We start from the raw sequence: 22806 nt of genomic DNA on the forward strand, positions 1-22806 counted from the left end.
ATGCTCAGGTTGCGGAGAAACCCGCTTTTCCAAGCAATTCCGAATGAATTCGATTCTTCCAAAGATTCCGAAGGTTTTTCAACTCGGCTCGATGATAAATCGAATCGGGTTCCCTTTTCTTTCATCCAGGGCCTCCAAACATTCATTCAATTCTTCTAATGGATGATGCGAAGTGATGGAATGTGTCAGATTGATCTTGCCTTTCAAATACAGATCGATCAACTCCGGGATCGCCCTTCTGTCCGAACCGTACGAACCGGAAACCGAAATCATTTTCTCGATGAGTATAAAAGGGATCTGAAATTTGAGAGGTTGTCTTCCGATTCCGACAAGAACGATTCTCCCGCCCGGATTCATCGCCCTCAGAGATTCTTCGATATTGGACATATAACCCGAAAAGTCCGCGAGAAGATCCACGCCTTGACTGACTTCCTTCAAAGCCTTGCCCGGATTTCTCACTTCCTTGAGATTGATCACTTCGTCTGCTCCGTATTTCGCCGCGTTCTCAAGAGGACCTTTGTCGACGTCGAGTGCGATTACCTTTCCGCTCGTAAGTGCCCTTGCCACTGCGACCGCGTGAATCCCCAAACCTCCGCATCCGAAAATAGCCACCGTGTCCCCGTCGACTATATTCCCGCGATATCGAATCGCGTGATAGGGAGTGGATACCGCGTCGGCGAGAATCGCGCCTTGATCAAAAGGAATCGCATCCGGTAAGGGATAAAGATAACGATCTTCCACGACGTTGTATTCCGCAAAACTTCCGTCTCTATCAAAACCGAAAACGCCGAGTTCTTTGCAAAGATTCTCACGACCCGCTTTGCAATAGGCGCAGACTCCGCAGGAAGTGCCCGCGGCGATCACGACTCGGTCTCCTTTTTTAAAGCGACTTACATTCTCGCCCACTTCTTCGACGACTCCGGACGATTCGTGACCGGGAACTCTCGGGAAGTGTTTGCACTTGAGAGTTCCGTGAACGACAAGATGTACGTCCGATCCGCAAATTCCGCACGCTTTGATTTTAACTTTTACTTGTCCGGGACCGACGTTCGGAACCGAGACGTCGCGGATCTCTAAACTTCGTTTTCCGGATTCTAAGATTGCGGCTTTCATAAAAAATTCTCCCTTGATGAAACGCAACGTAGAATAAGATCGTAAAGCTCTCAGTCAAGGTATATTGATAAAGAATCGAAATTCTACCACCTCTTCCGCGAACGAACGGAAACGGCCGCTCCGGAATTTCCGATCGTTTCTCACTTGAATCCAAACCCTCCGATTTTTTCATGGAAGAAGAATCGGATCCTTTGTAAAATTCGGATCGATCGAAAGAATCCAAATTCCTTCCGGAGGAAAAAGATGGAACCTGATACAATCTACCGGGAGATCAAAGCCAGTCAGAACGGACAAGACTGGCATCATAAGAACTGTTTCGGTTGTGGTCCCGATAATCCGAAGGGAATTCATGCGAGTTTTCCTTTTCACGAAGAAAGCGGAGAGGTTCGATTTCCTTTTAAAATAGAAAAAGCCTTCGAAGGCGCACCCGGTTACGCGCACGGCGGAGTTCTCGCGACTCTTCTCGACGAAGCGCAAGGCGTTCTCTGTTTTCATCTCGGTCATTTTGTGATGACGGATCAATTGTATATGCGCTATCACAAAGCGGTTCCTCTTCAGGAAGAAGTGGAAGTCCGTTGTTGGGTGACGATGGTTCGAAGAAGAAGACTCTATACAAAATCAACCATTCATCTTTCTAAGACGGGAGAACTCTTAGTCTCTTCAAAAGCGCGCTGGTACGATATGTCGGAAAGGACGATGCGAAGAATGTTCCAAGGAACCGTTTTTCCGATCGATACTCTCCTCCAAGTTTTGGAAGTAAACCAGAAACGAGGGAAAGAAATCCGAAAACGACTCAAACGTCAAAAAGCGAACGCGGAACTCAAACAATCGGAATGAGCGGATAAAAGTCCGAGCCAGATCTCGCATAACGTTTCCTCTTAGGCAAGAACTCAGATTCGATTCTTTTAGGAATTTTCAAAAAAAGCATACGATCTCTCGATAGATTAGTTCCGGCTTTCAAAAGCAGGGCCGGTCGTTTTGTTTTGAATTTGTCCTAAGATGCGGGAACTCATACGCTTTTGCAATGATGCGAAACGATCCGAAATCTTACGAAAGGCCTATGAGACCCAATTTGTAGGAACTCACACAAAGATCGGAATTCATAAAACAACGGTGTTTCCGCTTCGTCTGGGTTTCAGGATTAGCGCCGTAAACGGGCGAATAAATCCAGGGAATTTAATAATTTAAGAATATTCTAAAATACAAATATTTCTAAACGGATTCGTTCACAGTTCAAGATAAGTCATTCGGCGACTAAAAACTTCAAGCCCAAGACGGAAAGAATCAGGGTGGAAAGAAAAAAGCCTCTCCAAAAATCCAAAGGTTCGCCGTGAAGTAAAATGCCGACGAAAACGGTTCCTACCGCGCCCAACCCGGTCCAAACCGCGTAACCGGTTCCCATCGGAATCGTCTGAACCGCCTTATTTAAAAAGGCAAGGCTCAAAACCGCGGAAACCCCGAAGCCGACGGTCCACAACGGCTTTGAAAAATTTTCCGAAAGTTTCAAACAAGTAGTGAATCCGATTTCAAAAACGGAAGCGACGATGAGATAGATCCAAGCCATCTTTCCAATTTCCGATCGGAAGTCCGGGTTACAAGTCATTGTTGATCGGACAATCCATGTTGACGACGGCATCTTTGAAAAAAGATTCGAAGATTTTTTTGGAATTGTAACTTTTTAAAATACAACTGCGCTCGCCGGAGTCTAATACCAACACGAACTAATTTCCAAAAACAAAGGAGAAAAACATTGATAGAATTATACACCGCCTCGACGCCCAACGGAAGAAAGGCTTCCATCATGTTGGAAGAATTAGGAATTCCTTATACAGTTCATCCCATCGATATCGGAAAATTGGAACAAAAAGAAGAATGGTTTTTAAAGATCAATCCGAACGGAAGAATCCCCGCAATCATCGATAAGGACAACGGAGACTTCGCGGTTTTCGAATCCGGCGCGATTCTTATATATCTCGCCGAAAAAACGGGCAAACTTTTGCCGAAGGATCCGAAAGAAAAAAGCGTAGCGATCCAATGGTTGATGTTTCAGATGGGAGGAGTCGGTCCGATGCAAGGCCAGGCTGGAGTCTTTTTAAAATACGCTCCCGAAAAAATTCCGTTCGCGATCGCAAGATATCAAAACGAAACAAAACGTCTTTATTCGGTTTTAAATCGCAGATTGGGAGAAACGAAATACCTCGGCGGAAATGAACTTTCCATAGCCGACATTGCGACCTGGCCCTGGGTCAACGTCCACGACTGGGTTGAAATTTCATTGGATGAATTCCCGAATCTAAAACGCTGGGACGAAGAATTGGCGAAACGCCCCGCTTTTATAAAAGGAAAAGACATTCCTAACAAAGTGGAATACAAAAAAGACGAGGAAGAACTCAAAAAGAAAGGTCAAGCTATATTAGGAAAATAGAATTTAGATCGATTCGGAACTCTGGTTCCGAATCGGTAAAACCACGTGAAAGGTGGTTCCCTTCTCCGAGGTTTCAAAGGAAATTTTTCCGTTGTGGTCTTCTATGATTCTTCTGCAAATATCCAGACCGAGTCCGGTCCCCGCACCGGAAGGTTTTGTGGTAAAAAAAGGTTCGAAGATTCGATCACGAATCGTATCTTCGATTCCGCCTCCGCTGTCCGAGATCGATACGACCCAACTCGTCGGAGTTTCCTTGCACGAAATTTTCATCTTCCCTTTATAATTCATCGCATAGAGGGCGTTACCGATGATGTTTGTCCATACTTGGGTTAGGGCTTCCGCGTTTCCCCAGGCGATCGAAATTTCCGGCATGTCTCTTACGATTTCAACGTCCGTTTTGTATTTGGAATAATAAAGAGTGAGGACGGTCTCCAATTGTTTTCGAATATCAACCGAAGCCATCACGGTTCCCGATCGATCCTTATACGCGTATTCTTTCAGCGCTTGAATCACGAGAGAGGCTTTTTCGGCCGCTTTTTCGATCGTAAAACTCGCCCTCGCCAAACTAGAAAGGGAAAGAGCGTTTTGAGCGATCAAAAGAAGATTGTCCTTTACGTTTAAACTTTTCGAAACTTCTGAAACGTCTTCGGGACTCAAACCCAAGTCGGTAAGAATATCCGCGATACGCAGCGCCTCCCCGATTCCTTGTTCGCTTAACAAAACGGAGATTTTTTTTCTTTTACTTCTTTCTTCCTTCGTATCGTAAAATTCTCTCGGAGAAATTCCTTTGGAAAATAATTTCTCCCAGATCGATTTTTCCGATTCCGTAAATCCGGAATAATCTCGCAGCAATCCTTCCCACGAATTGTGCAACACGGAACGAATCCCTTCATTGGAAGAAACGATCGCACCGAGCGGTGTGTTGAGTTCGTGAGCGATCCCGGCGACCAATTGTCCGAGGACCGCCATCTTTTCGGAGCGAATGAGTTGTTTCTGCGCGTTTCTCAATTCTTCCATCGCGTTCAGGACTTGATCGTTCTTAGAAATGAGGTATTGGTTTACGGTTCTTAATTCTTCCGTACGCTTTGCGACGATTCCTTCCAAACCTTCGTTGATGGAACGGATCTTTTGTTCGGTCTCGGTCATTTCGCTTACCAGAAAACTCTGCCGCACGCTCGCAATCACGACTACGATCGTGGTTCCGGTCCACGCAACGATTCTAACGCCTTGAGGAAAACCGGGAAGAGTTCCGGCCAACACGATCGTTATCGAACTTGCCACGACCTCGAACAAAGGTAAAAGCCGAAGCGCGGCTTCGTATCTTCTTTCCCAAATCGGACTTTCGTTGAACTTCGGAAACCAAGTCAAAGAACCGTAACCCATCACAAGAGCGGAAACGGAAAAACAAGCGTTAAGCGCAGTTCCGTCCGGCGGAATATCGGATATAAAAAGCGCGTTCCATACAAGCCAACAAAAACCGGTTCCCCAGGTTCCCAATAAAAACAAAAACCAGTAACGATCCGGTTGAAGCCGAAGAAGCGGTATCAAAAGAACGCCTAACGCGGCGGCGGTAAGAAACGAAACCGGGTGATTGATCAGAGGAAGAAGTTGAGGAATGCTGACGCCCTCCCTCTGAGGCAGATACAGGGCCAAGGAAAGAGTAAGAATCGCGGTGGTCAGGCCGAGCGCGTCGAGAACGACGGCTCTGATTTTTTCCTTATTACATTCAATAACGATAATAGAGTATCCGGTGATAAAACAAGGAGCGACCAAAGGAAAAAGATAATCACTCGGAGTCGGAGTGACATAGTAATCCAGATAAACTTGAATCGCCCAGGAAAGTTGTCCGAGCGCGTTCGCGGAAAGGCCGAGCGCGAACCAAAACCGAAAACGGTGAATTCCTCCTTCGGCGGCGATATAACCGATCCAAGCAAGTGCGGCGGCGCAAACATAGGAGATCGTCCAATGAATATTGTCTATAAGTCTATCTGTGTTTCTATCTTCATAGTAATAATTCGCCGCAAAGGAAACGAACACAAGGACCGTACTGATCCAAAACGTCCAAATTCCGACTTTGGGAATCGAGGGTCGAGAATGACTTGGTTGTATTGTCATCAATCGCTCACAAACGACAGACAGTATAGACGTTAAGCGCCCTTTACGTCGATCCATTTTCTCATAGAAAGGAAATTCTATCTCGAATGATTTCTATATAAGATTTTGGCCCAAAACCGGGACAGAGCCTTGCAGCATTGATCGTTTTGACAAAACAAAACAAGGTTTTGGGCGGGCTGTAAATTAAAAAAGAGTGCGGTCGCTTTTTTCGAACAGATGAGGGACGCCGTTGATCGAAACAGGAAGATACTTTCCCCTCACCCAACGAAACGTACTGACCGAAGTGTTCCAGATCCAGGGCATCCAGGCAAAACTATCTTCGTTCTGAAGCAAGAGACGGTTCAACACCAGGGAGATCGGAGTTCCCGAAGTGAAAATGAAATTTCTTTCCTTATCGGACGGCGAAAACCAAATATTAGAAGAATGGAATACTCTACTCTCAAAATTCCGATACGTCTCGATTCCGTCCGGAGTTTCCTTCCCCTCTTTCCATACCTTGAGAATTTCCTCGGTCAATTTGAAGAACAACGCCGCGGATCGAATCCCTCCCTTGAGTCTGACTTTACCGAATTGAACGAGCGTCTTTTCAAACTCGGCTCTCTGAGACGCGATCAACTTGGAATAAGAGGCCCAGAGCTCCGGCGAGAATTCGTTCCATCCAGCGTCTCTTTGCAGAAAAGAATCCAAGGAGAATTTTTCCTGTTCTCCCACGACCGATTTCACGCCTTCCAAAAAAGATTCTCCGGTTTCCAAATGTCTGCGCATGGTTCCGGTTATGATTCGATCCGGAATTTCTCCGTTAGTCGCCATGTATCGCCCCAACTGAAAGGCCTGTTTTTTTCCGTGCGCGGTAAGAAGGTCGTAATCCGATCCTTGCGAATTTGCCTGACCGTGGCGAACGAGATAAACTACTGACATGAATTCTTACTTAACTTTCCGTCGTGAACCTAGGATTGGTGACTTCTACCTTTTCTCTCACCGTTTCCTTGACGTGATTCCAGTATTCCGAGTTTTCGATGGATAACTTTTCCTCTCTGATCTTATCTCGGAGTTCGAAGTTCCAAACGTTCGCGAGATTCTTTTTTTCATCGAGGGTCGCGGGAAACGAAACTTCCTTTTTCAGAAGTTTGGAAAGCCTGGTCAGCTCCTTGTCGAGCAATTCTTCTCCCGAACGGATTTCCCGCGAGATCACTCCCAGCATATTCCAACTTACTAATGTTTTATAGGATAAAAGATCCTTATCCTTGAACTGGGGAAGAACTTCCTTCATTAGAAAATCCTGAATCGCTTCCAGAAGATCCGTCGAACTCGGTTTATCTTGCATTTTCTATGATCCTCATCGCTTCGTATTCCATCTCGCAGGCCCGTCTTCCGATCGCGGCGAGTTCGATTCCTTTATCCTTTCCGGAAAGATGTCTTTCGGATTGGCCGATACAACCGATCGCCCACCGAAGATTTCCCATCACTTCCCAATAAGTGATCATCGCGGGATCCAGAGCAATACCCGAAGCCTTTTCATAGGCTTCGTAGAATGAGGACCGGTCTGCAAAACCGCCCGCTTCCTTATTCAATTTTCCGAATCTCCAATCTCTCATACAAAGCCAGGTAAGATCTTCGTGGCGATCTCCCCAGTGTGCAAACTCCCAATCGACGATTCCTTGCAGACCGTCCGGAGTTACCATAAAATTTCCGGTTCTAAAATCGCCGTGGATCAGAACAACGTCTTCCGAAGGTTTTGCGTTTTTTTCGAGCCAGTTGAGAATCATTTCCATAGCGGGATAACTCTCAGCCTTCTTTTCCAATTCCAACCGAAGAGAATGGATCGAGCCGGTCGCGACCATTTTGTCTTTCGGATCCTGTCCCATCCAAAGAACTTTTTTTAACTTCTCGTCCTTGCAGTTCTCCGGTCTTACGGAATGGATCTTCGCAAGGTTTTCCGCGAGTTCAACCGTAAGCTGATTTCGGATTTTGTTAAGCGAAGGATCTTTTACGATATATCTTCCAGTCGCCTTACCGGAAATTTTCTGCATAAAATAGAACGGACTTCCCGTCACGGAACGATCCGTTTCCAGCCAAAAAGGTCTCGGCGTTTTTACTCCGGCCTTGTAGGCGAGATCGCAGACTCCGAACTCGTCTTCTCGACTCAAAGAGGCGAGTAAGGCCGCGCCTTTGTCGGTCCGAAATACGGTTTCATAGGATCCTTTTTCAGGTCCGTCTTGAACCTTGAGTTCCGCCAGAAAATTCTCCTGACAGGCGCCTCCGCTCAAAGAAACCATCGCGTGAATTTCGGTCTTGCCCTTCAATCGTTCGGAAAGATATCCTTCCAGAACATTCTTTAATTCTATGTCGTTCATATTTTTAGTAAATTCTAATATTCTAAAATTCGTGTTTGCCGCTCACCAAGTTTCTTCCGATCACCATCTTGTGAACCTCGCTCGGTCCGTCGGCGATTCTCGCGGCTCTCGCATCCCTATAAAACAATTCCAACTTCATATCCCTTCCGTATCCGTGAGAACCGCAGATCTGAATCGCACGATCGATCACTTTGCAAAGGGTTTCCGACACGCTCCATTTCGCCATGGAAATGATCTGTCTTGCGTCTTCTCCCGCTCTGAGTGTGTGAGCAGCTTTCAGAGTGAGCATGTAACCGGATTCTATTTCAAGCGCGGATTCGGCGAACATCCACTGAATTCCCTGGTGATCCGCGATCCTTTGTCCGAAAACCTGTCTTTTGAGAGCGTATTCCCTTGCGATTTCGATCGATCTTCTCGCAAGTCCGAGCCAGCGCATACAGTGTGTTAGGCGAGCCGGGCCCAGACGTTCCTGAGACCATTTAAAACCTTCGCCTACTCTTCCGAGAATCGCGGATTCCGGAACTCTAACGTTTTCGAATTTTAATTCACAATGACCGCCGGGACCGTGCGAACCCATCACCCCGATTTCTCTCACCATCGTATAACCGGGAGTGTCCGTCGGGACCAAGAACATCGTGGTTCTTCTAAAAGAATCGGCGACCTTGGACATGACGATCAAAAAAGAAGCGCCGTTCGCACCCGTACAATACCATTTATGCCCGTTGATCACGTATTCGTTTCCGTCTTTGATTGCGTTTGTGAAAAGAGTTTGAGGATCCGCGCCGGCGCCCGGAGGCGGCTCCGTCATCGCAAATGCGGAACGAATTTTCCCTTGAATTAACGGATAATAATATTTTTCTTTTTGTTCTTTGTTCGCGGCGATATGCAGAAGGTGCATGTTCCCTTCGTCGGGTGCGTCGCAGTTGCAGAGATAAGGGGCGATCGGAGATCTTCCCAGCTCCGAAAAAATGATAGCGGTTCCGACCATGTCCAATCCGAGTCCGCCTTCCGACTTGGGAAGATGCGGAGTCCAGAGTCCGAGTTCTTTTACTTTTTTACGGAGTTCTTCGGTGATCTTCTCCGGCATTCTACCATGATCGTAATCGTAATGATCCTCAGCGGGAATCGCGTGGTTTTCCACGAAATCGCGGACTCTTTTTTTAATATCTTCCACTTCTGCCGGTATTGTAAAATCCATTCTTCCTCCCTTCGAAATCGGCGACCTATATATTTATATGTTCACACTCATCGACATATTTCATTCTTTTAGGCTTCCAAAAATTTTACAACTTCTTTTAGGGTATCCACGATAAGCGTTTTATCAACGGAGTAATAGATTTCCTTCCCTTCCTTTCTAGAAGATACAAGATTCAAAAGTTTCATTTTATTGAGATGATGCGAAATCGTAGTCCTTGAAATATCGAATTCTTTCGCGATATCCCCCGCCTTTACTTCGCGATGACACGAAAGAATTTTTGCGATCTTGAGCTTAACGGGATCCGAAATCGCGGACATCAGTTGCAACGTCGTTTCGGTCTCAAAAGGGAATTTCTTTTTCTTCTTCATTCTTTCTTCTTACTGGAATTGGAATCTTTCCGCAATCACGGGTTACTCTGCGGATTCAATTTGTATTTTCCGATTCGATCATTGTGAAGACTGCCTAAATAGAGAAAACCATTTTTATATTTTACGGATGTGATCGCCTTCAGATGTTTTCCGCTCGGTTCTTGAAAACTCCGAAGAGGAATGCCGTTCTCATCCAACAGAAGCACAAATCCGTAAGGCTGGGCTTTCGGCCATAGAAATTTGGGAAGTTTTGCGATAAAGGATTTGAGACCGGGGCGCGGATGCAGAATAGAATCCAACAAAGAATTCCGAACCGTAAAAAGCGCCAGATAAAAGGTTCCGTTTCCGTCGGCCGAAATATTGTCCGGAAATCCCGGAAGATTCTCGATAAAAAAATCGTTCGTGCCCGCTTTGGGCCCTTTCAGCCAATAACGCCGGATTCTATATCGATAGGTTTCGTTCACCAAAACGAAATCCTCTTTTTGTGAAAGAGCAACTCCATTAGCAAAGTATAATTCTTTTAACAAAACCTCGGTCTTACCGGTGGATGGATCGTATTTCAACAATCTTCCGTTCGGCCTTGCCTCCATTAAGTCGAAGAGATATTCCTGACTTCCGTATTTATCCGAGGCGTCCGAAAAATAAACGGTTCCGTCCTTTGCTACGTCGAGATCGTCCGTAAATCGAAAGGGAAGACCTTCCGCCTCGGTGCTGAGAATTTTGATTTCCCCTTTGACTCCGATCTCCAAAAGACCTTTTTCTCCGTCGGCGACGATCAAACGCCCGTCTGGAAGAAGTTTACTGCCCAAGGGTCGGCCTCCGGTCGCAGCGTGCGCTTTTACGTCTCCTTCGGGAGAAATGAGGATGATCTTGCCGTTTTCGCAGGAGGCAAAGACGTTCCCATGATCGTCCACTTCCATATCTTCGGGCCCTTGCAATTTTCCCGCAGCGATCAATTCCGAATCGGCTAACAGTTGATTGGGGAAAAAGGCGCCCTCCATCGCGGGCGGAATCGGAGGTATGTAAGCCAACGGGTCGATCGGAGAAGGTTTGAGGATATAAAATCCGATTCCAAATAAAAGAAGAATTAAAAAAACGGCAAGAATCCGAGTACGGCTCATGCTCCCTCCAACTTGAGTTCTAAAGACCCAAAGGAATAACGGAAGCAAATGAAGAGTCAACATGAATTTACCTAATTATAAGTTTCTATTCATTCTATGATTTGATATAAAAAAATTAGAGACCAAAGAAAGAATCAAACATTTCAAACTGTCAGAATTCAATTGTAGATTTTGATTGATTCCGGTTCCGCGGCCTTTCATGCTGGTGTTGATCTCTTGAAATTATTTTGAATCTGCCTTCTGTCAAAATTCTTATCAAATTATAAATGAGGTCGGTCAAGAGCTATGAAAATATCCGAATCCATGGTCCATAAACTGGGCGTTGAATATAAAGAATCCGACATTATCTTTGAAGAAAATCAGGAAGCGGAAGTGATGTATCTGATCGTAAAAGGGAAAGTAGGCATTCACAAAAAAGTAAAGGAGGCTTATAAACTCCTCGTAGAATTAAAAGAGGGGGATATGTTCGGCGAAATGGCACTGATCGACAAAACTCCTCGCAGCGCGAGAGCGGTTGCAAGAACCGATGTTTCGCTCATCGCGATCAACGAAGGAGCTTTTTTTAATCTGATACAAACAAATCCCGGCTTCTCCATGAAGATCGTAAAAATTCTTTCCTCGCGATTGCGGGAAACCAACAAAACAATTGCCTCTCTTTTGAAAGCCGACAAAAAGAATTTAGTCACTTCCGCGCTCATCAACTTTGCTCAAACCCACGGCGAACCGGACGGAACTTCGTACAGAATTCATCTCAATCATTTTATGAAATGGGCGATATTAAGAGTAGGCTTGGAACATCAAGACTTGGTTCAGGCGATCAGCTTATTGGTAAAAGACAAAATGGTGGAACAGCCGAAAGAAGATCCATCCACCTTGATCATTCGAGAAGCCCTTTTTAAATATACGGTGGATGCTTGAACTCAAAGCAATCTTTAGTAGTAAAAGAAAATAATAAAAAAAGACTCTTTTACTTAGACAATCTTCGTTCCTTCGCCCTTCTGCTCGGACTTGTGTTTCACGTAGCGATCGTCTACGCCGCGGAAATCAAATATCCCCTTCGAAACGAGGAAAGATCCGAAATTTTCGACGTGTTCGGGGAATGGGTGCACGTTTTCAGAATGCCGTTATTCTTTTTTTTATCGGGTTATTTTACGGAAGTCGTCTTTCGATCCAAAACTCTCAAAGAATTTCTGAGGGTCAGAATCTTCCGGATCTTCATTCCCACCGTGATCGGAATTCTGCTTTTCGCACCGATGCAATCGTTCGTCTCCCTTTTACAAGCCGGCGAAAAACCTTCCTACTTGGATTTCTATTTTAGAATATTCTTAAACGGTAATATTCGCCCGTCTCACCTTTGGTTTCTTTATTTCTTAATACTGTTCACGGTTTTACATCTTTTGATCCGGAAAATCACGCTCCCTCTTTCGTCGTTTCTAAAAAAAGATCCCGATCAAAAAACGTTCTTCGAGGAATTTACAACGATCTCGATCTTCACTTTGATCAGCGTCGCGGGAACCTGCGCGATCAATCTTTTCTATATGAAGGACGATTCCTGGTTCGCGATCGAACCCGTGAATTTCGTTTACAACTACACTTTTTTTCTTTGTGGAAGTCTGCTCGTTTCCAAAGAGAACCTTCTTTTAGAACCTCAGTCGGACAAATTTTGGATCTGGGGAACCCTCGCTTTACTTAGCTTCTGGGGTTTTTACGAGATCAGCAGAATCGATCCTTTCTGGTCTTACTTCGGCTACACGGGAAACTGGAGAAGAATTCTTCATATCTTTCTGAAATGCGCGGCCGGCTGGCTGTTCATTCGGCTTTTGATCGGAATCTTTCAGAAGTTCTTCGATTTCAAAAATCGATATACGGAATACATGAGAACCGCGAGTCTCCCGATTTATCTGATCCATCATCCCGTTTCTTTACTCGCGGGCTTTTACGTCGTTCACAGTTCTTTGGGAATCTCCGCAAAGTTTTCGCTTCATCTTTTCTTGGTCCTTTCCATTACATTAGCATTCTATCATTTTCTAATACGTCCTTTTCGATGGATGAACGTCATCCTTGGAAACCAAATTCCGCCTAAAAAGAATCCATACTCCGGAGCGTCCAGTGAACTCAAAATTTAAGAATTCGTTTTTAAGACCGAACACATTCTTGCTGATTCCGATCTTTCTGTTTCTCGTATGCTGCGAGAGCGGAAATTCTTCTCTCATTTCGTCTCCGGCAAATCGGGAAAAAAGCGGAACGGCCTCGGTGAAATTCAGCGTCCATCCTTATAAGGGAACAATCGTGAAAACGGGAGACGAAATTCTTCCTTTTAAGGTTTTGGAAACGGATAAGAACATCGCGCTCGTCGAAATGGAAATCCCGGTTTACACCGACGGCAAGGGAATCGAGTTGAAACTTTCGTCGCCCGGCTTTCAGAATTCTTCTTATTATGCGAAGAACGCGGCGGACTTAAATGAAAAGTTGATCGCTCTCGACAAAGAGGGCGTAACGCACCGATTTACCGCCCGTCTTAAAACCGGAATGCAGCCTAAGAGCGTGCGTTTCATCGACAATACAAGACTCGCTATTCCTCTCTTGGAAGACGAAGGAATGGACGTCCTCGACATCAAAACCGGAGAAACGGTCCGCCTTTCTCCTCCCGAAAAATACAAAAAGAAACTCGGATTTGTGGAAACGATTTCGATCCCCGAACACAACGAACTCTGGGTAAGCCAGATGCAGGCAAACGCGGTCCACGTTTTCGATTTAAAAACTCTCGCTTACAAGGCGACGGTGGATCTTACCGGAAAATGGTCGAAAATTCTTCTCTACGATCCTACGAGAGATCTCGTGTACTGTTCCAACTGGATCAGCGAAGACATTTCCGTGATCGATAGAAAGACAAAAACCGAAATTAGAAAGACGGATAAGATCGGGCTTCCGAGAGGGCTTCTCCTTTCCAAAGACGGAAAGGAATTGTATATCGCGCAGTTCTCCGCGAGCAATCAGGAATCAAGCGGAGGAAGACTCGGAATCTACTCGATGGAAAAAGAAAAGCTCATCGATACGATCGGACCTCCCGGCAACAAAAGACATATCGTTCCCGGTCCTGTGGAAAATAAAATCTATGTTTCCGATATGTGCTGTAGCAAAGTCGAAGTCTACGATCTCAAAGAAAAGAAGGTCCAGAAGACGATCCCAGTATTCGATAAACCGAATACGATTGCACTTTCTCCCGATGGGAAATATCTTTACGTTTCCTGCAGAGGTCCGAACAACCCGACCGAAGGTTATCTTAAAAAAGGTCACGTCTTAGGAAGAGTCTACGTCATCGATACCGCGACCGATACGGTGAAAGAATTTTGGGAAGCAGGAAATCAACCGACCGGTCTCGACGTTTCACCGGACAATCGATATCTTGTGATTTCGGATTTTTTAGATCATCAAATTCGAGTCTATCGAAGGGACGGATTTTAGTTTTAAAATGAAGAACGTTTTTTCTTAAAAAACTGTTGCTTTTGAGAACTCAATTAAAAACATGTCTCTTACCGGGCCTGTAGCTCAGCTGGTTAGAGCACACGCTTGATAAGCGTGGGGTCATGTGTTCAAATCACATCAGGCCCATCCGGTATTGAAAAAGGGGCTTTAGCTCAGCTGGGAGAGCATCTGATTTGCATTCAGAAGGTCGTCGGTTCGATCCCGACAAGCTCCATACCGAATTTTCCCGCAAAATTCGGTGATTTTCCCCTTTCTTCTTTTTTGAGATTTCAAGCAAACATCCTAATACGAATAATAGATTCTGTTTTTTGAATATGTTTTTCGGAATCTGACGGGAAGATTTTCCTGCTTTCTTAATTCTACAAATCCGATCGATCTGCCGTACTTTGGCGGTTTCGCGGGTAACAACAAAACTTTTGCAAGAAAAAAATGATTGTTACGCCTTTACGGATAGAATCCAGAATAGGCTCAATTAAAAATTGAATAAACGCCAAACGCCGCTTTTTTCCTGCTTTCGTAAAACCTATAATCAAAACCTTAGTCAAACTGCGGAATACATTAGAATTCTCTAAATTTCTTTTTCCCTCGGCGGAAGCGTTTTCAAAAAGACCTTGTAACTTTTTTAAAACGAGATAGAATTTCATATCAACCCGATCGTCTACTTTGAGACGAGAACGCACATTCGGAAGAGAATCCGATCTCCGAAAACAAAAAAGGCAAAATCATGAAAATGCAGATTCCCCTCCTCTCGCGTTATTTTTCCTGGTTGCACAACGACGCTCCCGAAGGCCCTGTCGAAGTCTATCCGGAAGTAAACGATTTTTTTGAAAGTTCAGTTCCCGGAATTCGAGTGATCGGCGATTTGACGGGGCTTCCTCTTCTAAAATTCGCGGTGGAAAGCGGATACAAAGTGGCCCGGGAGATCGAACGAAAACGGGAAACATCGGAACGATCCGAAAAATCGGACGATTCCGCATACGAAGTTCTGATCGTCGGGGCAGGACCCGCGGGAATTTCCGCCGGAATCGAATTCAAAAAATTAAATTATAATTTTGTTATATTAGAATCCAATGATTTATTTCACACGATCAGAAGTTATCCGAAGGGAAAACCGATCTTTGCGGAACCCGAAGATTTGAAAAACGACTCTGAAATAAAAATTCTAAACGGAAGCAAGGAAAGTCTTTTGGAGGATCTTCAATCTTCTTTCAAAAAGTGGAATCTCCCTTTGGAAATCGGAGCCAGGGTAACTCGGATCCGGAAAGAAGTTTCGGGATTTTCCGTTCTCTGCGAAGACGGGAGAACATTCCTTGCAAAAGAAGTCATTCTTGCGATCGGAAAAAGCGGCGACGCAAAAAATCTTCAAGTGCCCGGAGAAGAATTACCGAAAGTTTATCATCGTCTGATCGATCCGAAGGACTTTGAAAAAGAAGACGTCCTCGTTGTGGGAGGCGGAGATTCCGCCGTAGAAGCGGCCGTCGCAATCAGCGATTATGCAAACTCGACTCGACTTTCCTACCGAGGAAAAGAATTGGTGCGTCCCAAATCCGAAAACAGAGAGAAACTGGAATCTCTGATTCGAAACGGGAAGATAGAATTCTTAAATGAGAGCGAAGTCGTGGAAATAAAAGAAAAGGAAGTCAGACTCCGAAATACCGGATCAAAAAAACGAAACACGGAGTTTAGAACCGTCGTCAATTCAAACGTCTTAGTTCAAATCGGCTCAAACGCGCCGATCGACTTCTTAAAAAAAATCGGCCTCAGAATCCAGAATCAAAAACGTTTTTGGGACTGGATCGGCTTCTTGGAAATGATTCTTTTCGCAAATGTGGTCTACTTCGGAAAAGCGTCGTTCTACGGAAGCGCCCTCTATTCTTCGATCGCCTTAGGATCCTTGATCGTTTTTTTAGCTCTTGGAATTCCGTTTGGAGTTCACCTATTCAACAAAAGAAAAGAATTGTTTTCCGACTCCTGGAATACATTCAAAAATTTTTATATATTCTCCGCGACCGCATACTTTTTTACGGTCTATGTAGGAGGGAAGTATTATGATTTTCTGTTTTTAGGAAAACAACCCGGTTTTCACTACACACTTTTATATTCTCTTACCATTCTTACCTTCGGTTTAAGAAGAATAAAATCGAGACCCACGAAATATATTAAAAGACAAACCTGGACTCTGATTCTGATCCAGGTGTTTCCTCTTTTTCTTTTGCCCGAGATCGTCCTTCCTTTTTTGGGAAAGAACGATCTTTTGGGGGATCCGAGCGGGTTCATTCTTACTCAGGTTTTTCCTTATGGGGCGTATTGGAACGCATACGGATTGATTTTAGCCTGGCCTCTCAACATGGGAATCTTCTATAATACCGGGATCACCACCTTTTGGTTGTTATACGGGATTACGCAGACGTTCGTTATGATTCCGTATCTTGTCTATCGTTTCGGAAAAGGCGCTTACTGCGGATGGATTTGTTCCTGCGGAGGACTCGCGGAAACCTTAGGAGATGAGACTAGAACCAGGATGCCTCACGGGAAATTGGCAAACCGATTGGAAAACTCAGGTCAATGGATTCTCCTTTTTGCGACGGTTATCACTCTTCTCAAGATGAGTGAAATTTTCCTTTCACATTGGTTTCCTTTTACTCATGTTTTGGGAGGAATCGGAGACGGAGGCAAAAAAGTCTACGACGTCGTAGTGGACCTCCTCTTAGCCGGTGTTGCCGGAGTCGGAGCGTATTTCTTTCTAAGCGGTCGGGTTTGGTGCAGATTCTTCTGTCCGCTTTCAGCGCTTATGCACATCTATGCAAGATTCAGCCGGTTTCGAATCTTTTCCGAAAAGAAAAAATGTATTTCCTGTAACATTTGTACAAAGGTCTGTCATCAGGGTATCGACGTTATGAGCTACGCAAACAAAGGAATCCCGATGGACAACGTTCAGTGCGTCCGCTGCTCGGCTTGTGTCGTAAACTGTCCCACAAAAGTTCTTTCCTTCGGAGAATTGGGATAGGTTTTGATAAACGAAATCGAAAATCCTTATATACGGAAATCCTTTACTTCCGGACAAAATGTTTTCAATTTGTATCGAAGGTAAACGTCATTCGCTTACTTGATCCTTCCTTGTTATTTATTTTCTTAGATAATCGAACTCTATGGTCGCTCATTTTAGGGACATTTTGTTGATAAAGGAAGAAAAAACATTCAATAGCCGAATTTTGTCTTAACTGAAACCGATTTAATTTGCAATTTTCTCGAGATTCTTTTTTTCTGACTCTAAATAGCGATTAACTTTAAGTTAAATTCGAAAAGATTAAAATTCTTCGGGGAAAAATGATGAAAAGATCAGGATTAATTTTGATATCTTGCCTCTTTGCAATCTTTATTGCAAATTGCAGTATCATGCCAATTAAGACCGTTAGTTCAAAGGATGTTCCTTTGAACGCAAAATATAAAATGGGTAATTCAGCCGTTCAAATTACCAATTTAGTCACCAGAGTATTCGGTATTGCCGTTAGTGCTGATAAGGACTACGGACTTTTAACAAGTGAATTGCAGACAAAAGAAAACTGTGTTTTCATGAAAAACGTTGAATTTAGAAGCCAAAATCAAGCGATACTTTTCCTTGAATTTTTAACTTCAACCGTGAAAGCAGAATGCTGGATTAAGGAATAAAACATGATTAGAATACTGACTCTCGCTCTTGTTGCGATTCTCGTTAACTGCACCACTTTTCAAGGTAGCTACGCAGTTCTATCTCACAAAGAGGTAGATTTTTCAAAAAATTTCGAAAAAATAAAACCGACTGAAGAAGGAAAATCAGGTTTGAATATTTTCTTCGTAATTCCCGTCGGCACGTTAGCTCTAACTGCTCGCATTAACGAAGCAATTACGGAAGCTCTTACCAAAAGCGGTGGAGATTTTCTGAAAAATGCGGAAATTAAAACAAGCTATTACTATATTCCTTTCATCTACGGAAATGAAGAACTCATTGTAACCGGCGAAGTTTGGAAAGAATCTGCTGCCCCTGCAAAAGGCAAAAAAAAATAAGGTCAACCAGATCCGTTCAAAGATCTCCGATATTTCTAGTTTATCAGATTCGGAGATCTTTGAGTTAAACCCATATTAATAAAATAAGTTTTTTACTTTCACCGGATACTACACGCTCTTAGAAAAGATTCCAATCTTCCGAATTTTAATTTCTCTCGTCGTTCATTCATAACCGTCTTATTTGAGACAACCCGTTGTTTTATTAATTAACTCATTACTAAAGTCGATAAAATTCATTGCTCAATATATAGCCCAATTTGTTCAAGCAAGGGCGAAGGCAATCAGATCAAATATCCGTAACAAAACCAAACACGCAAAAGTAAAGATCAAAGAATCAAAACGATCCAAAATTCCTCCGTGTCCCGGAAGAAAATTAGAATAATCTTTGATCTTGGCTTTCCTCTTCAGCCAACTCGCGCTCAAATCACCGCTCAGACTCAAAACAGAGATTCCAAAGGTAAGAGGCAAAGATTCGAGCGGATTCTTAGCGATCACCGCAAAAAAGAAAAGACCGAATAACGCGGCAAAAAACGCGCCTCCCGCGAATCCTTCCCAAGTTTTATTCGGACTGATTTGAGGCGCCATCCTTGTTCTTCCCAAACTCTGACCAGCAAGTTGACTAAACGCGTCAAAAACGGCCACGCAGATATAAGTAAAAACCAAAGACCGATTCGAAAAAAGAAAACCGCTTCCGCAAAATAGAACGAAAACGATAAAGCCGATTACGAGTATCGTAGTCCGAAAAAACCCCGAAAACCGGGTCGCAGCCTTTGCTATCTCTAAAATCGCGCCGAAAGAAACCGAAAGACAAAATAGGATCCAGTAAATTCCGCCTAACGCGGAAAACAAGGTGGCGCCGGTGACGATCCCCGCATAAGACCAATATTTCGCCGTCCTCTTCTTTCTTTCGTCTTCATCTTTCTTTCTTCCAGTGATAAAAAACCAAACGCCTCCGATTAAAAACCCGGCGAAAATAAAGACAAAAATCGGTAAAATTTCCTTATCCAAGTGAAAGAACCCTCAACGCCCTCGGGAGAATTTTTACGGAAAACTCCATTACATTTTCGTAAACTTCTCCATCCACCATAAGGAGACCCGGATTTTCATATTTGACAAAAGAGGAAACCGCCTTGAGACGGTTTGGCGGATCGTAAAAATACGTCTTACTTAAAATAGAAAGGTTATGAATCGATTGTTTGACGTATCCGGCATCCAATTCCGCGACGTCGAATTTTCCATCCGTAAGATCCGCGTCCGGAAACGCCACAAAGTTCGCTACGTGTTTGCTGTTGTTTATAATTCCGCCGGACAAAGATTTTCTCTTCTCCGAAAATTGATCATACGAAATCGAATAAGATTCTCTCGTATTCAAGAAAGAACCGAGCGCCGCCGCAATCGGATAACAAAATTTTCGAAAACGTTTGAAGGATCGGTTTGCCATCTGCGTAACCTTCGCGGGAAAACCGAAACAAACCGTACTTGCTGAAACGCAGGAAAAAAATTCTTCCTCAGTTTTTATTTCTAAAGCCATAAGATCGATCGTAAGCTCTTTTCCCCACGCCAATTTGTCTAAGGACATTTTCCAACTTCCAAGACCAAGATCTCTCGCAAGAGAATTTCCGGTTCCGGCGGGAACTAAACGGATTTTAGGAAACGGCAACCGCAAAGAGGACAGAATTTCGTGCAACGTGCCATCGCCTCCGACCACTATGATCTCATTCACATCGGATCTTTCTCTCGCAATCTCTTTTGCGTGACCGGGGAAATCCGTCACTTCACAAGGGATCCCATTCCCTTCCAAATAAGTTTTCAGAATATGATTATCCGATGGATTCTTAGATCCGCTCTTTCCGTTTAAGATTGCAAAACGTTCTTGTTTTGTTTCCATATCCAATACATACCTCGAACGTTCGGTCTTAGTTCTTTTAAGTAGAATAGAATCGCAATCTCCTCTAAGTAAGCGAAAGAACACAGAAAAAAGGAAAGATATAAAAGAGGACTCCAAGCTCCAAACCAAAACAAAGTCATAAACAAAATCCCGAGAGCGTATGCGGCCGCTCTGCTCGCATACGTATGAAAACTCGAAATGGATGAGAATTTAAACAGAGAATAAATCATCTCGATAAAATATAGCGCAAGAACTGCAAGAATCCAAACAAGATAATCGAATACAAAAGAAGGCTCGAATATTAGAATTCCGTAAATTCCCGATAAAAAAGTCAACACATCCGCGATCGAATCTATCTTCGCGCCGAACGCGGATTGGACCTTTAAAGCTCTCGCAATAAGACCGTCCAGAATATCGGATAAAAGGGCTGCGAAAAAAATCCAGGAAAAAAGAGATCGTTCTTCCAGAAAGGTTAAGTAAATCAAAACTGGAAACAAAAGAATTCTGCAAAACGAAATCGTATTTGGTATGTTTTTTATCCAGGTCTTTTCAAACATATCATTGCTTCCTTATTCTCGCACAAACGTTAGGCGGGCTTTTTATCTTCGTCCTGATTACCGGATTTTATCTCTGTATCAATTCATTTTTGAAATGTTAAGCGAATCGACGTTCCAAATCTTCCTTTGCCCGGATCAAATCTCTAAAAAATCGATTTTTAAACAAACGGATTCGAAGGTTTATATCGATCCGAAACGGAAACTCGGACATAGAAAAAAGACGAACGTTACTTTTAGGATTCATAATGTATATGCCGGGGGTTGGACCAAATGCCTCGGATACAATTTCCGATCGTTGTAGTCTTAATTCTTCGCCTAAGACCTAAGGATAGTGAAATCCAGGAAAGACTCGGATCCGCGTGATGAGTCTCGTGATTTCCGATCCCCATTCCCAGAGGAAAAAAGAAAGTATTGCTTTCCAGATCGGCTCGAACACCCGTATGTTCGCACCAATGTCTCAACGAACCCCAAACGTTCGCAAAGAGAAAGGAACCGAAGATAAACCAAGGATTCGGATTCCATTCTAAATAGAGAAGAATAGAAATCGAAAATGAAAAACATAAAAATAAAATCGAACGGATTCGCGAATGAAAGTTTGCAGGGGATTGTTTTTTTTTCAGGATCGGTCCCCGTTCTCTAAAAAGAATCGCCGCTACGCTTGAAAACAAAGGGAGCAATTCCACAAAAACATAAAGTCGCCTTCGGCTTTGAAACAGATTTTTTTTCCACTCCGGCCAAAGCGGATCGTCCGGCTGATTTGTGTGAGCGTGATGATAAAGATGAATTTTACGGAAAGGTTCTCCATAGAACGGAAGAAATACCAGTGCGGACGCACCATTTAAAATCCATCGATCGAAGGAAGAACGTGTCAAGTTTCGATGCGCGCCTTCGTGAACCAAAAGAATCATCCATGCGTGTAAAAACAAACCGGACAACGGAAGAACAAAATAGAAGCCGCTTCGGAACCATTGATGCAAAAGAAAAATTCCATAATACAAACCGAAAGCGGCGAGCAAACTCGCGAACAATACGAGTCCTCTTCGTTTTCGAAGTTTCTTTTCAAATGTTTTTTCCCAATCGTCTTCCGGAAACGAAACCGAAGTAAGCTCTTTGTAAAACTTCATATAAACTGAATATTCCTGTTTTATGATTATCGATTAAAAAATTCGATCACTCGTTGTTTTTGAGCGGAATTGCTCGAACCGGTATGACCTTGGCCGGGAGTAATATGGAGTGGGATTTCGGCAACTTCAGAACATTCCCGTTTTAAAAATCGATTTAGGGAAACTACCCAGTTTTTTGAAAGTTCCAAACGATTTTTTCCGTACGATCCGTCTTTGGGAACGGCCGGGTCCGTCGTATCCAATTCTCCTACAGTTACGCTCAGCTGAGTTTTGCAGAAATTCTTAAATTCAAGAGACACGTCATCGGGAAAGTCTTTCCTTTTTTGAAGACCGGTAGGAAATTCTTTTCCGAAATCCGGAAAAGTGTACCAGCCCGGAGCGGAAATAAAAGCCTTTCTTACTCGCGAACCGTACATTAGAATATAACGATGTACGAATTGAGCTCCTCCGGAATGTCCGTACATATACAGACGATTTATATTGACTTTATGTTCCGATTCTACCTTTTTAAGGTTCTCCTGTAAAAAAATATCTCCTCTCTGCTTTCCGTCGATTACGACCGCGTAGTCGTTCCAATATTCCTTCTTAAAAACAGGAACGACTAGAGGAACTCGCAACGCGTCGGCGATCGATTTCCCGAATTTCAGATAATGATCCCAATCGTAGGCTTTGCTATGGATGATTATGAGAACGCCCTTGCTCCGATCATAATCCTCGGGATAATATTCCAGATATTCCAAATCAACTTCGGATTTTACTGGGACCGTCGAAAGCAAAGTAAGAATTACGATCGTACAAATACGTTTGTTCATTTTAGTTTCCGTTATTGACCGATATTCTTAATAACCGAGCCCGATTGAACGCGATCGACCCGTCTAAAAAAAACAAAGCCGCCGAACGTCACTTCTCTAAAACGATAGCATTCCATTTAAACGCGAGTTTCGGAAAGAATCAAAACGAGCGGCGATTTTAATTCGATAAAATCCTTGTGCAAGAAAAATTTAAACGACTTC

At 43.7% G+C, this 22806-nt stretch carries 23 protein-coding genes and 2 tRNA genes; 10 read left to right on the forward strand and 15 right to left on the reverse strand.

What is annotated here, in order from left to right; genetic code table 11:
* Positions 1-78 precede the first annotated feature (78 nt).
* Positions 79-1113, reverse strand: a complete 1035-nt coding sequence (locus CH376_RS02530) for a zinc-binding dehydrogenase (protein WP_100786733.1) — start codon at positions 1111-1113, stop codon at positions 79-81.
* A 243-nt stretch (positions 1114-1356) separates the two neighbouring features.
* Here CH376_RS02530 and CH376_RS02535 point away from each other — a divergent pair, with 243 nt between their 5' ends.
* Positions 1357-1950 carry a PaaI family thioesterase gene (locus CH376_RS02535; protein WP_100786734.1) on the forward strand — a complete coding sequence of 198 codons (594 nt, stop codon included), beginning with the start codon at positions 1357-1359 and terminating at the stop codon, positions 1948-1950.
* 406 nt (positions 1951-2356) lie between these two features.
* Here the strand turns inward: CH376_RS02535 and CH376_RS02540 are convergent, their stop codons facing one another.
* Positions 2357-2677: a DMT family transporter gene (locus CH376_RS02540; protein ID WP_100786665.1), complete on the reverse strand. Its 321-nt coding sequence runs from the start codon at positions 2675-2677 to the stop codon at positions 2357-2359.
* 186 nt (positions 2678-2863) lie between these two features.
* Between CH376_RS02540 and CH376_RS02545 the strand changes: the two genes are divergently transcribed.
* Entirely contained in the window at positions 2864-3538 is a 675-nt protein-coding gene (locus CH376_RS02545) for a glutathione S-transferase family protein (RefSeq protein WP_100786666.1), read from the forward strand.
* A gap of 3 nt (positions 3539-3541) precedes the next feature.
* On the opposite strand, the gene CH376_RS02550 is transcribed toward CH376_RS02545, so the two are convergent.
* The 7 genes from CH376_RS02550 to CH376_RS02580 form a co-directional block, all read right to left on the reverse strand.
* The gene (locus CH376_RS02550) at positions 3542-5653 is read right to left on the reverse strand and encodes a sensor histidine kinase (protein WP_100786667.1); all 2112 of its coding nucleotides are present in this window, start codon (positions 5651-5653) and stop codon (positions 3542-3544) included.
* Between the two features lie 183 nt (positions 5654-5836).
* Positions 5837-6571: a histidine phosphatase family protein gene (locus CH376_RS02555; protein ID WP_100786668.1), complete on the reverse strand. Its 735-nt coding sequence runs from the start codon at positions 6569-6571 to the stop codon at positions 5837-5839.
* Positions 6572-6581: 10 nt separating this feature from the next.
* A complete protein-coding gene (locus CH376_RS02560) occupies positions 6582-6977 on the reverse strand; it encodes a DUF6285 domain-containing protein (protein ID WP_100786669.1) in 396 nt (131 codons plus the stop codon).
* Positions 6967-8007: a phosphotransferase family protein gene (locus CH376_RS02565; RefSeq protein ID WP_100786670.1), complete on the reverse strand. Its 1041-nt coding sequence runs from the start codon at positions 8005-8007 to the stop codon at positions 6967-6969. Before CH376_RS02565 ends, CH376_RS02560 begins: the two co-directional genes overlap by 11 nt.
* A 22-nt stretch (positions 8008-8029) precedes the next feature.
* Positions 8030-9205, reverse strand: a complete 1176-nt coding sequence (locus CH376_RS02570) for an acyl-CoA dehydrogenase family protein (RefSeq protein WP_100786671.1) — start codon at positions 9203-9205, stop codon at positions 8030-8032.
* 68 nt (positions 9206-9273) lie between these two features.
* The gene (locus tag CH376_RS02575; RefSeq protein WP_100786672.1) at positions 9274-9573 is read right to left on the reverse strand and encodes an ArsR/SmtB family transcription factor; all 300 of its coding nucleotides are present in this window, start codon (positions 9571-9573) and stop codon (positions 9274-9276) included.
* A gap of 35 nt (positions 9574-9608) precedes the next feature.
* Complete coding sequence (locus CH376_RS02580) at positions 9609-10694, reverse strand: SMP-30/gluconolactonase/LRE family protein (protein WP_100786735.1); 1086 nt, start codon at positions 10692-10694, stop codon at positions 9609-9611.
* 303 nt (positions 10695-10997) lie between these two features.
* Between CH376_RS02580 and CH376_RS02585 the strand changes: the two genes are divergently transcribed.
* The 5 genes from CH376_RS02585 (at position 10998) to CH376_RS02605 (ending at position 14394) form a co-directional block, all read left to right on the forward strand.
* Positions 10998-11612 (forward strand): Crp/Fnr family transcriptional regulator, encoded by a 615-nt coding sequence (locus CH376_RS02585; protein ID WP_165781791.1) that lies wholly within the window; start codon positions 10998-11000, stop codon positions 11610-11612.
* Positions 11609-12820 carry an acyltransferase family protein gene (locus CH376_RS02590; RefSeq protein WP_100786674.1) on the forward strand — a complete coding sequence of 404 codons (1212 nt, stop codon included), beginning with the start codon at positions 11609-11611 and terminating at the stop codon, positions 12818-12820. The genes CH376_RS02585 and CH376_RS02590 overlap by 4 nt, the downstream gene beginning before the upstream one ends.
* Positions 12804-14159, forward strand: a complete 1356-nt coding sequence (locus CH376_RS02595) for a YncE family protein (protein WP_100786675.1) — start codon at positions 12804-12806, stop codon at positions 14157-14159. Before CH376_RS02590 ends, CH376_RS02595 begins: the two co-directional genes overlap by 17 nt.
* A gap of 73 nt (positions 14160-14232) precedes the next feature.
* A tRNA-Ile gene (locus tag CH376_RS02600) sits at positions 14233-14306 on the forward strand.
* Between the two features lie 15 nt (positions 14307-14321).
* Positions 14322-14394, forward strand: a tRNA-Ala gene (locus CH376_RS02605).
* Positions 14395-14539: 145 nt separating this feature from the next.
* On the opposite strand, the gene CH376_RS02610 is transcribed toward CH376_RS02605, so the two are convergent.
* Positions 14540-14824, reverse strand: coding sequence for a hypothetical protein (locus CH376_RS02610; RefSeq protein WP_125231954.1), 285 nt, complete (start codon positions 14822-14824; stop codon positions 14540-14542).
* Positions 14825-14904: 80 nt separating this feature from the next.
* Here CH376_RS02610 and CH376_RS02615 point away from each other — a divergent pair, with 80 nt between their 5' ends.
* From CH376_RS02615 to CH376_RS02625, 3 genes are all read left to right on the forward strand, one after another.
* A complete protein-coding gene (locus tag CH376_RS02615; protein ID WP_100786677.1) occupies positions 14905-17187 on the forward strand; it encodes an NAD(P)-binding domain-containing protein in 2283 nt (760 codons plus the stop codon).
* 425 nt (positions 17188-17612) lie between these two features.
* Complete coding sequence (locus CH376_RS02620; protein ID WP_125231955.1) at positions 17613-17849, forward strand: hypothetical protein; 237 nt, start codon at positions 17613-17615, stop codon at positions 17847-17849.
* A 3-nt stretch (positions 17850-17852) separates the two neighbouring features.
* A complete protein-coding gene (locus CH376_RS02625) occupies positions 17853-18224 on the forward strand; it encodes a hypothetical protein (RefSeq protein ID WP_100786679.1) in 372 nt (123 codons plus the stop codon).
* A gap of 261 nt (positions 18225-18485) precedes the next feature.
* On the opposite strand, the gene CH376_RS02630 is transcribed toward CH376_RS02625, so the two are convergent.
* The 5 genes from CH376_RS02630 to CH376_RS02650 form a co-directional block, all read right to left on the reverse strand.
* Positions 18486-19232, reverse strand: a complete 747-nt coding sequence (locus CH376_RS02630) for a phosphatidate cytidylyltransferase (RefSeq protein ID WP_100786680.1) — start codon at positions 19230-19232, stop codon at positions 18486-18488.
* Positions 19225-20112 carry a diacylglycerol/lipid kinase family protein gene (locus CH376_RS02635; RefSeq protein ID WP_100786681.1) on the reverse strand — a complete coding sequence of 296 codons (888 nt, stop codon included), beginning with the start codon at positions 20110-20112 and terminating at the stop codon, positions 19225-19227. The genes CH376_RS02630 and CH376_RS02635 overlap by 8 nt, the downstream gene beginning before the upstream one ends.
* Positions 20079-20669, reverse strand: a complete 591-nt coding sequence (locus CH376_RS02640; protein WP_100786682.1) for a CDP-alcohol phosphatidyltransferase family protein — start codon at positions 20667-20669, stop codon at positions 20079-20081. Before CH376_RS02640 ends, CH376_RS02635 begins: the two co-directional genes overlap by 34 nt.
* Before the next feature lie 233 nt (positions 20670-20902).
* Positions 20903-21793, reverse strand: coding sequence for a fatty acid desaturase family protein (locus CH376_RS02645; protein ID WP_100786683.1), 891 nt, complete (start codon positions 21791-21793; stop codon positions 20903-20905).
* Positions 21794-21819: 26 nt separating this feature from the next.
* Entirely contained in the window at positions 21820-22605 is a 786-nt protein-coding gene (locus CH376_RS02650; RefSeq protein ID WP_100786684.1) for a hypothetical protein, read from the reverse strand.
* Positions 22606-22806: the final 201 nt, after the last annotated feature.

The organism is Leptospira adleri (assembly GCF_002811985.1).
In the GTDB taxonomy this organism is placed as follows: domain Bacteria; phylum Spirochaetota; class Leptospiria; order Leptospirales; family Leptospiraceae; genus Leptospira; species Leptospira adleri.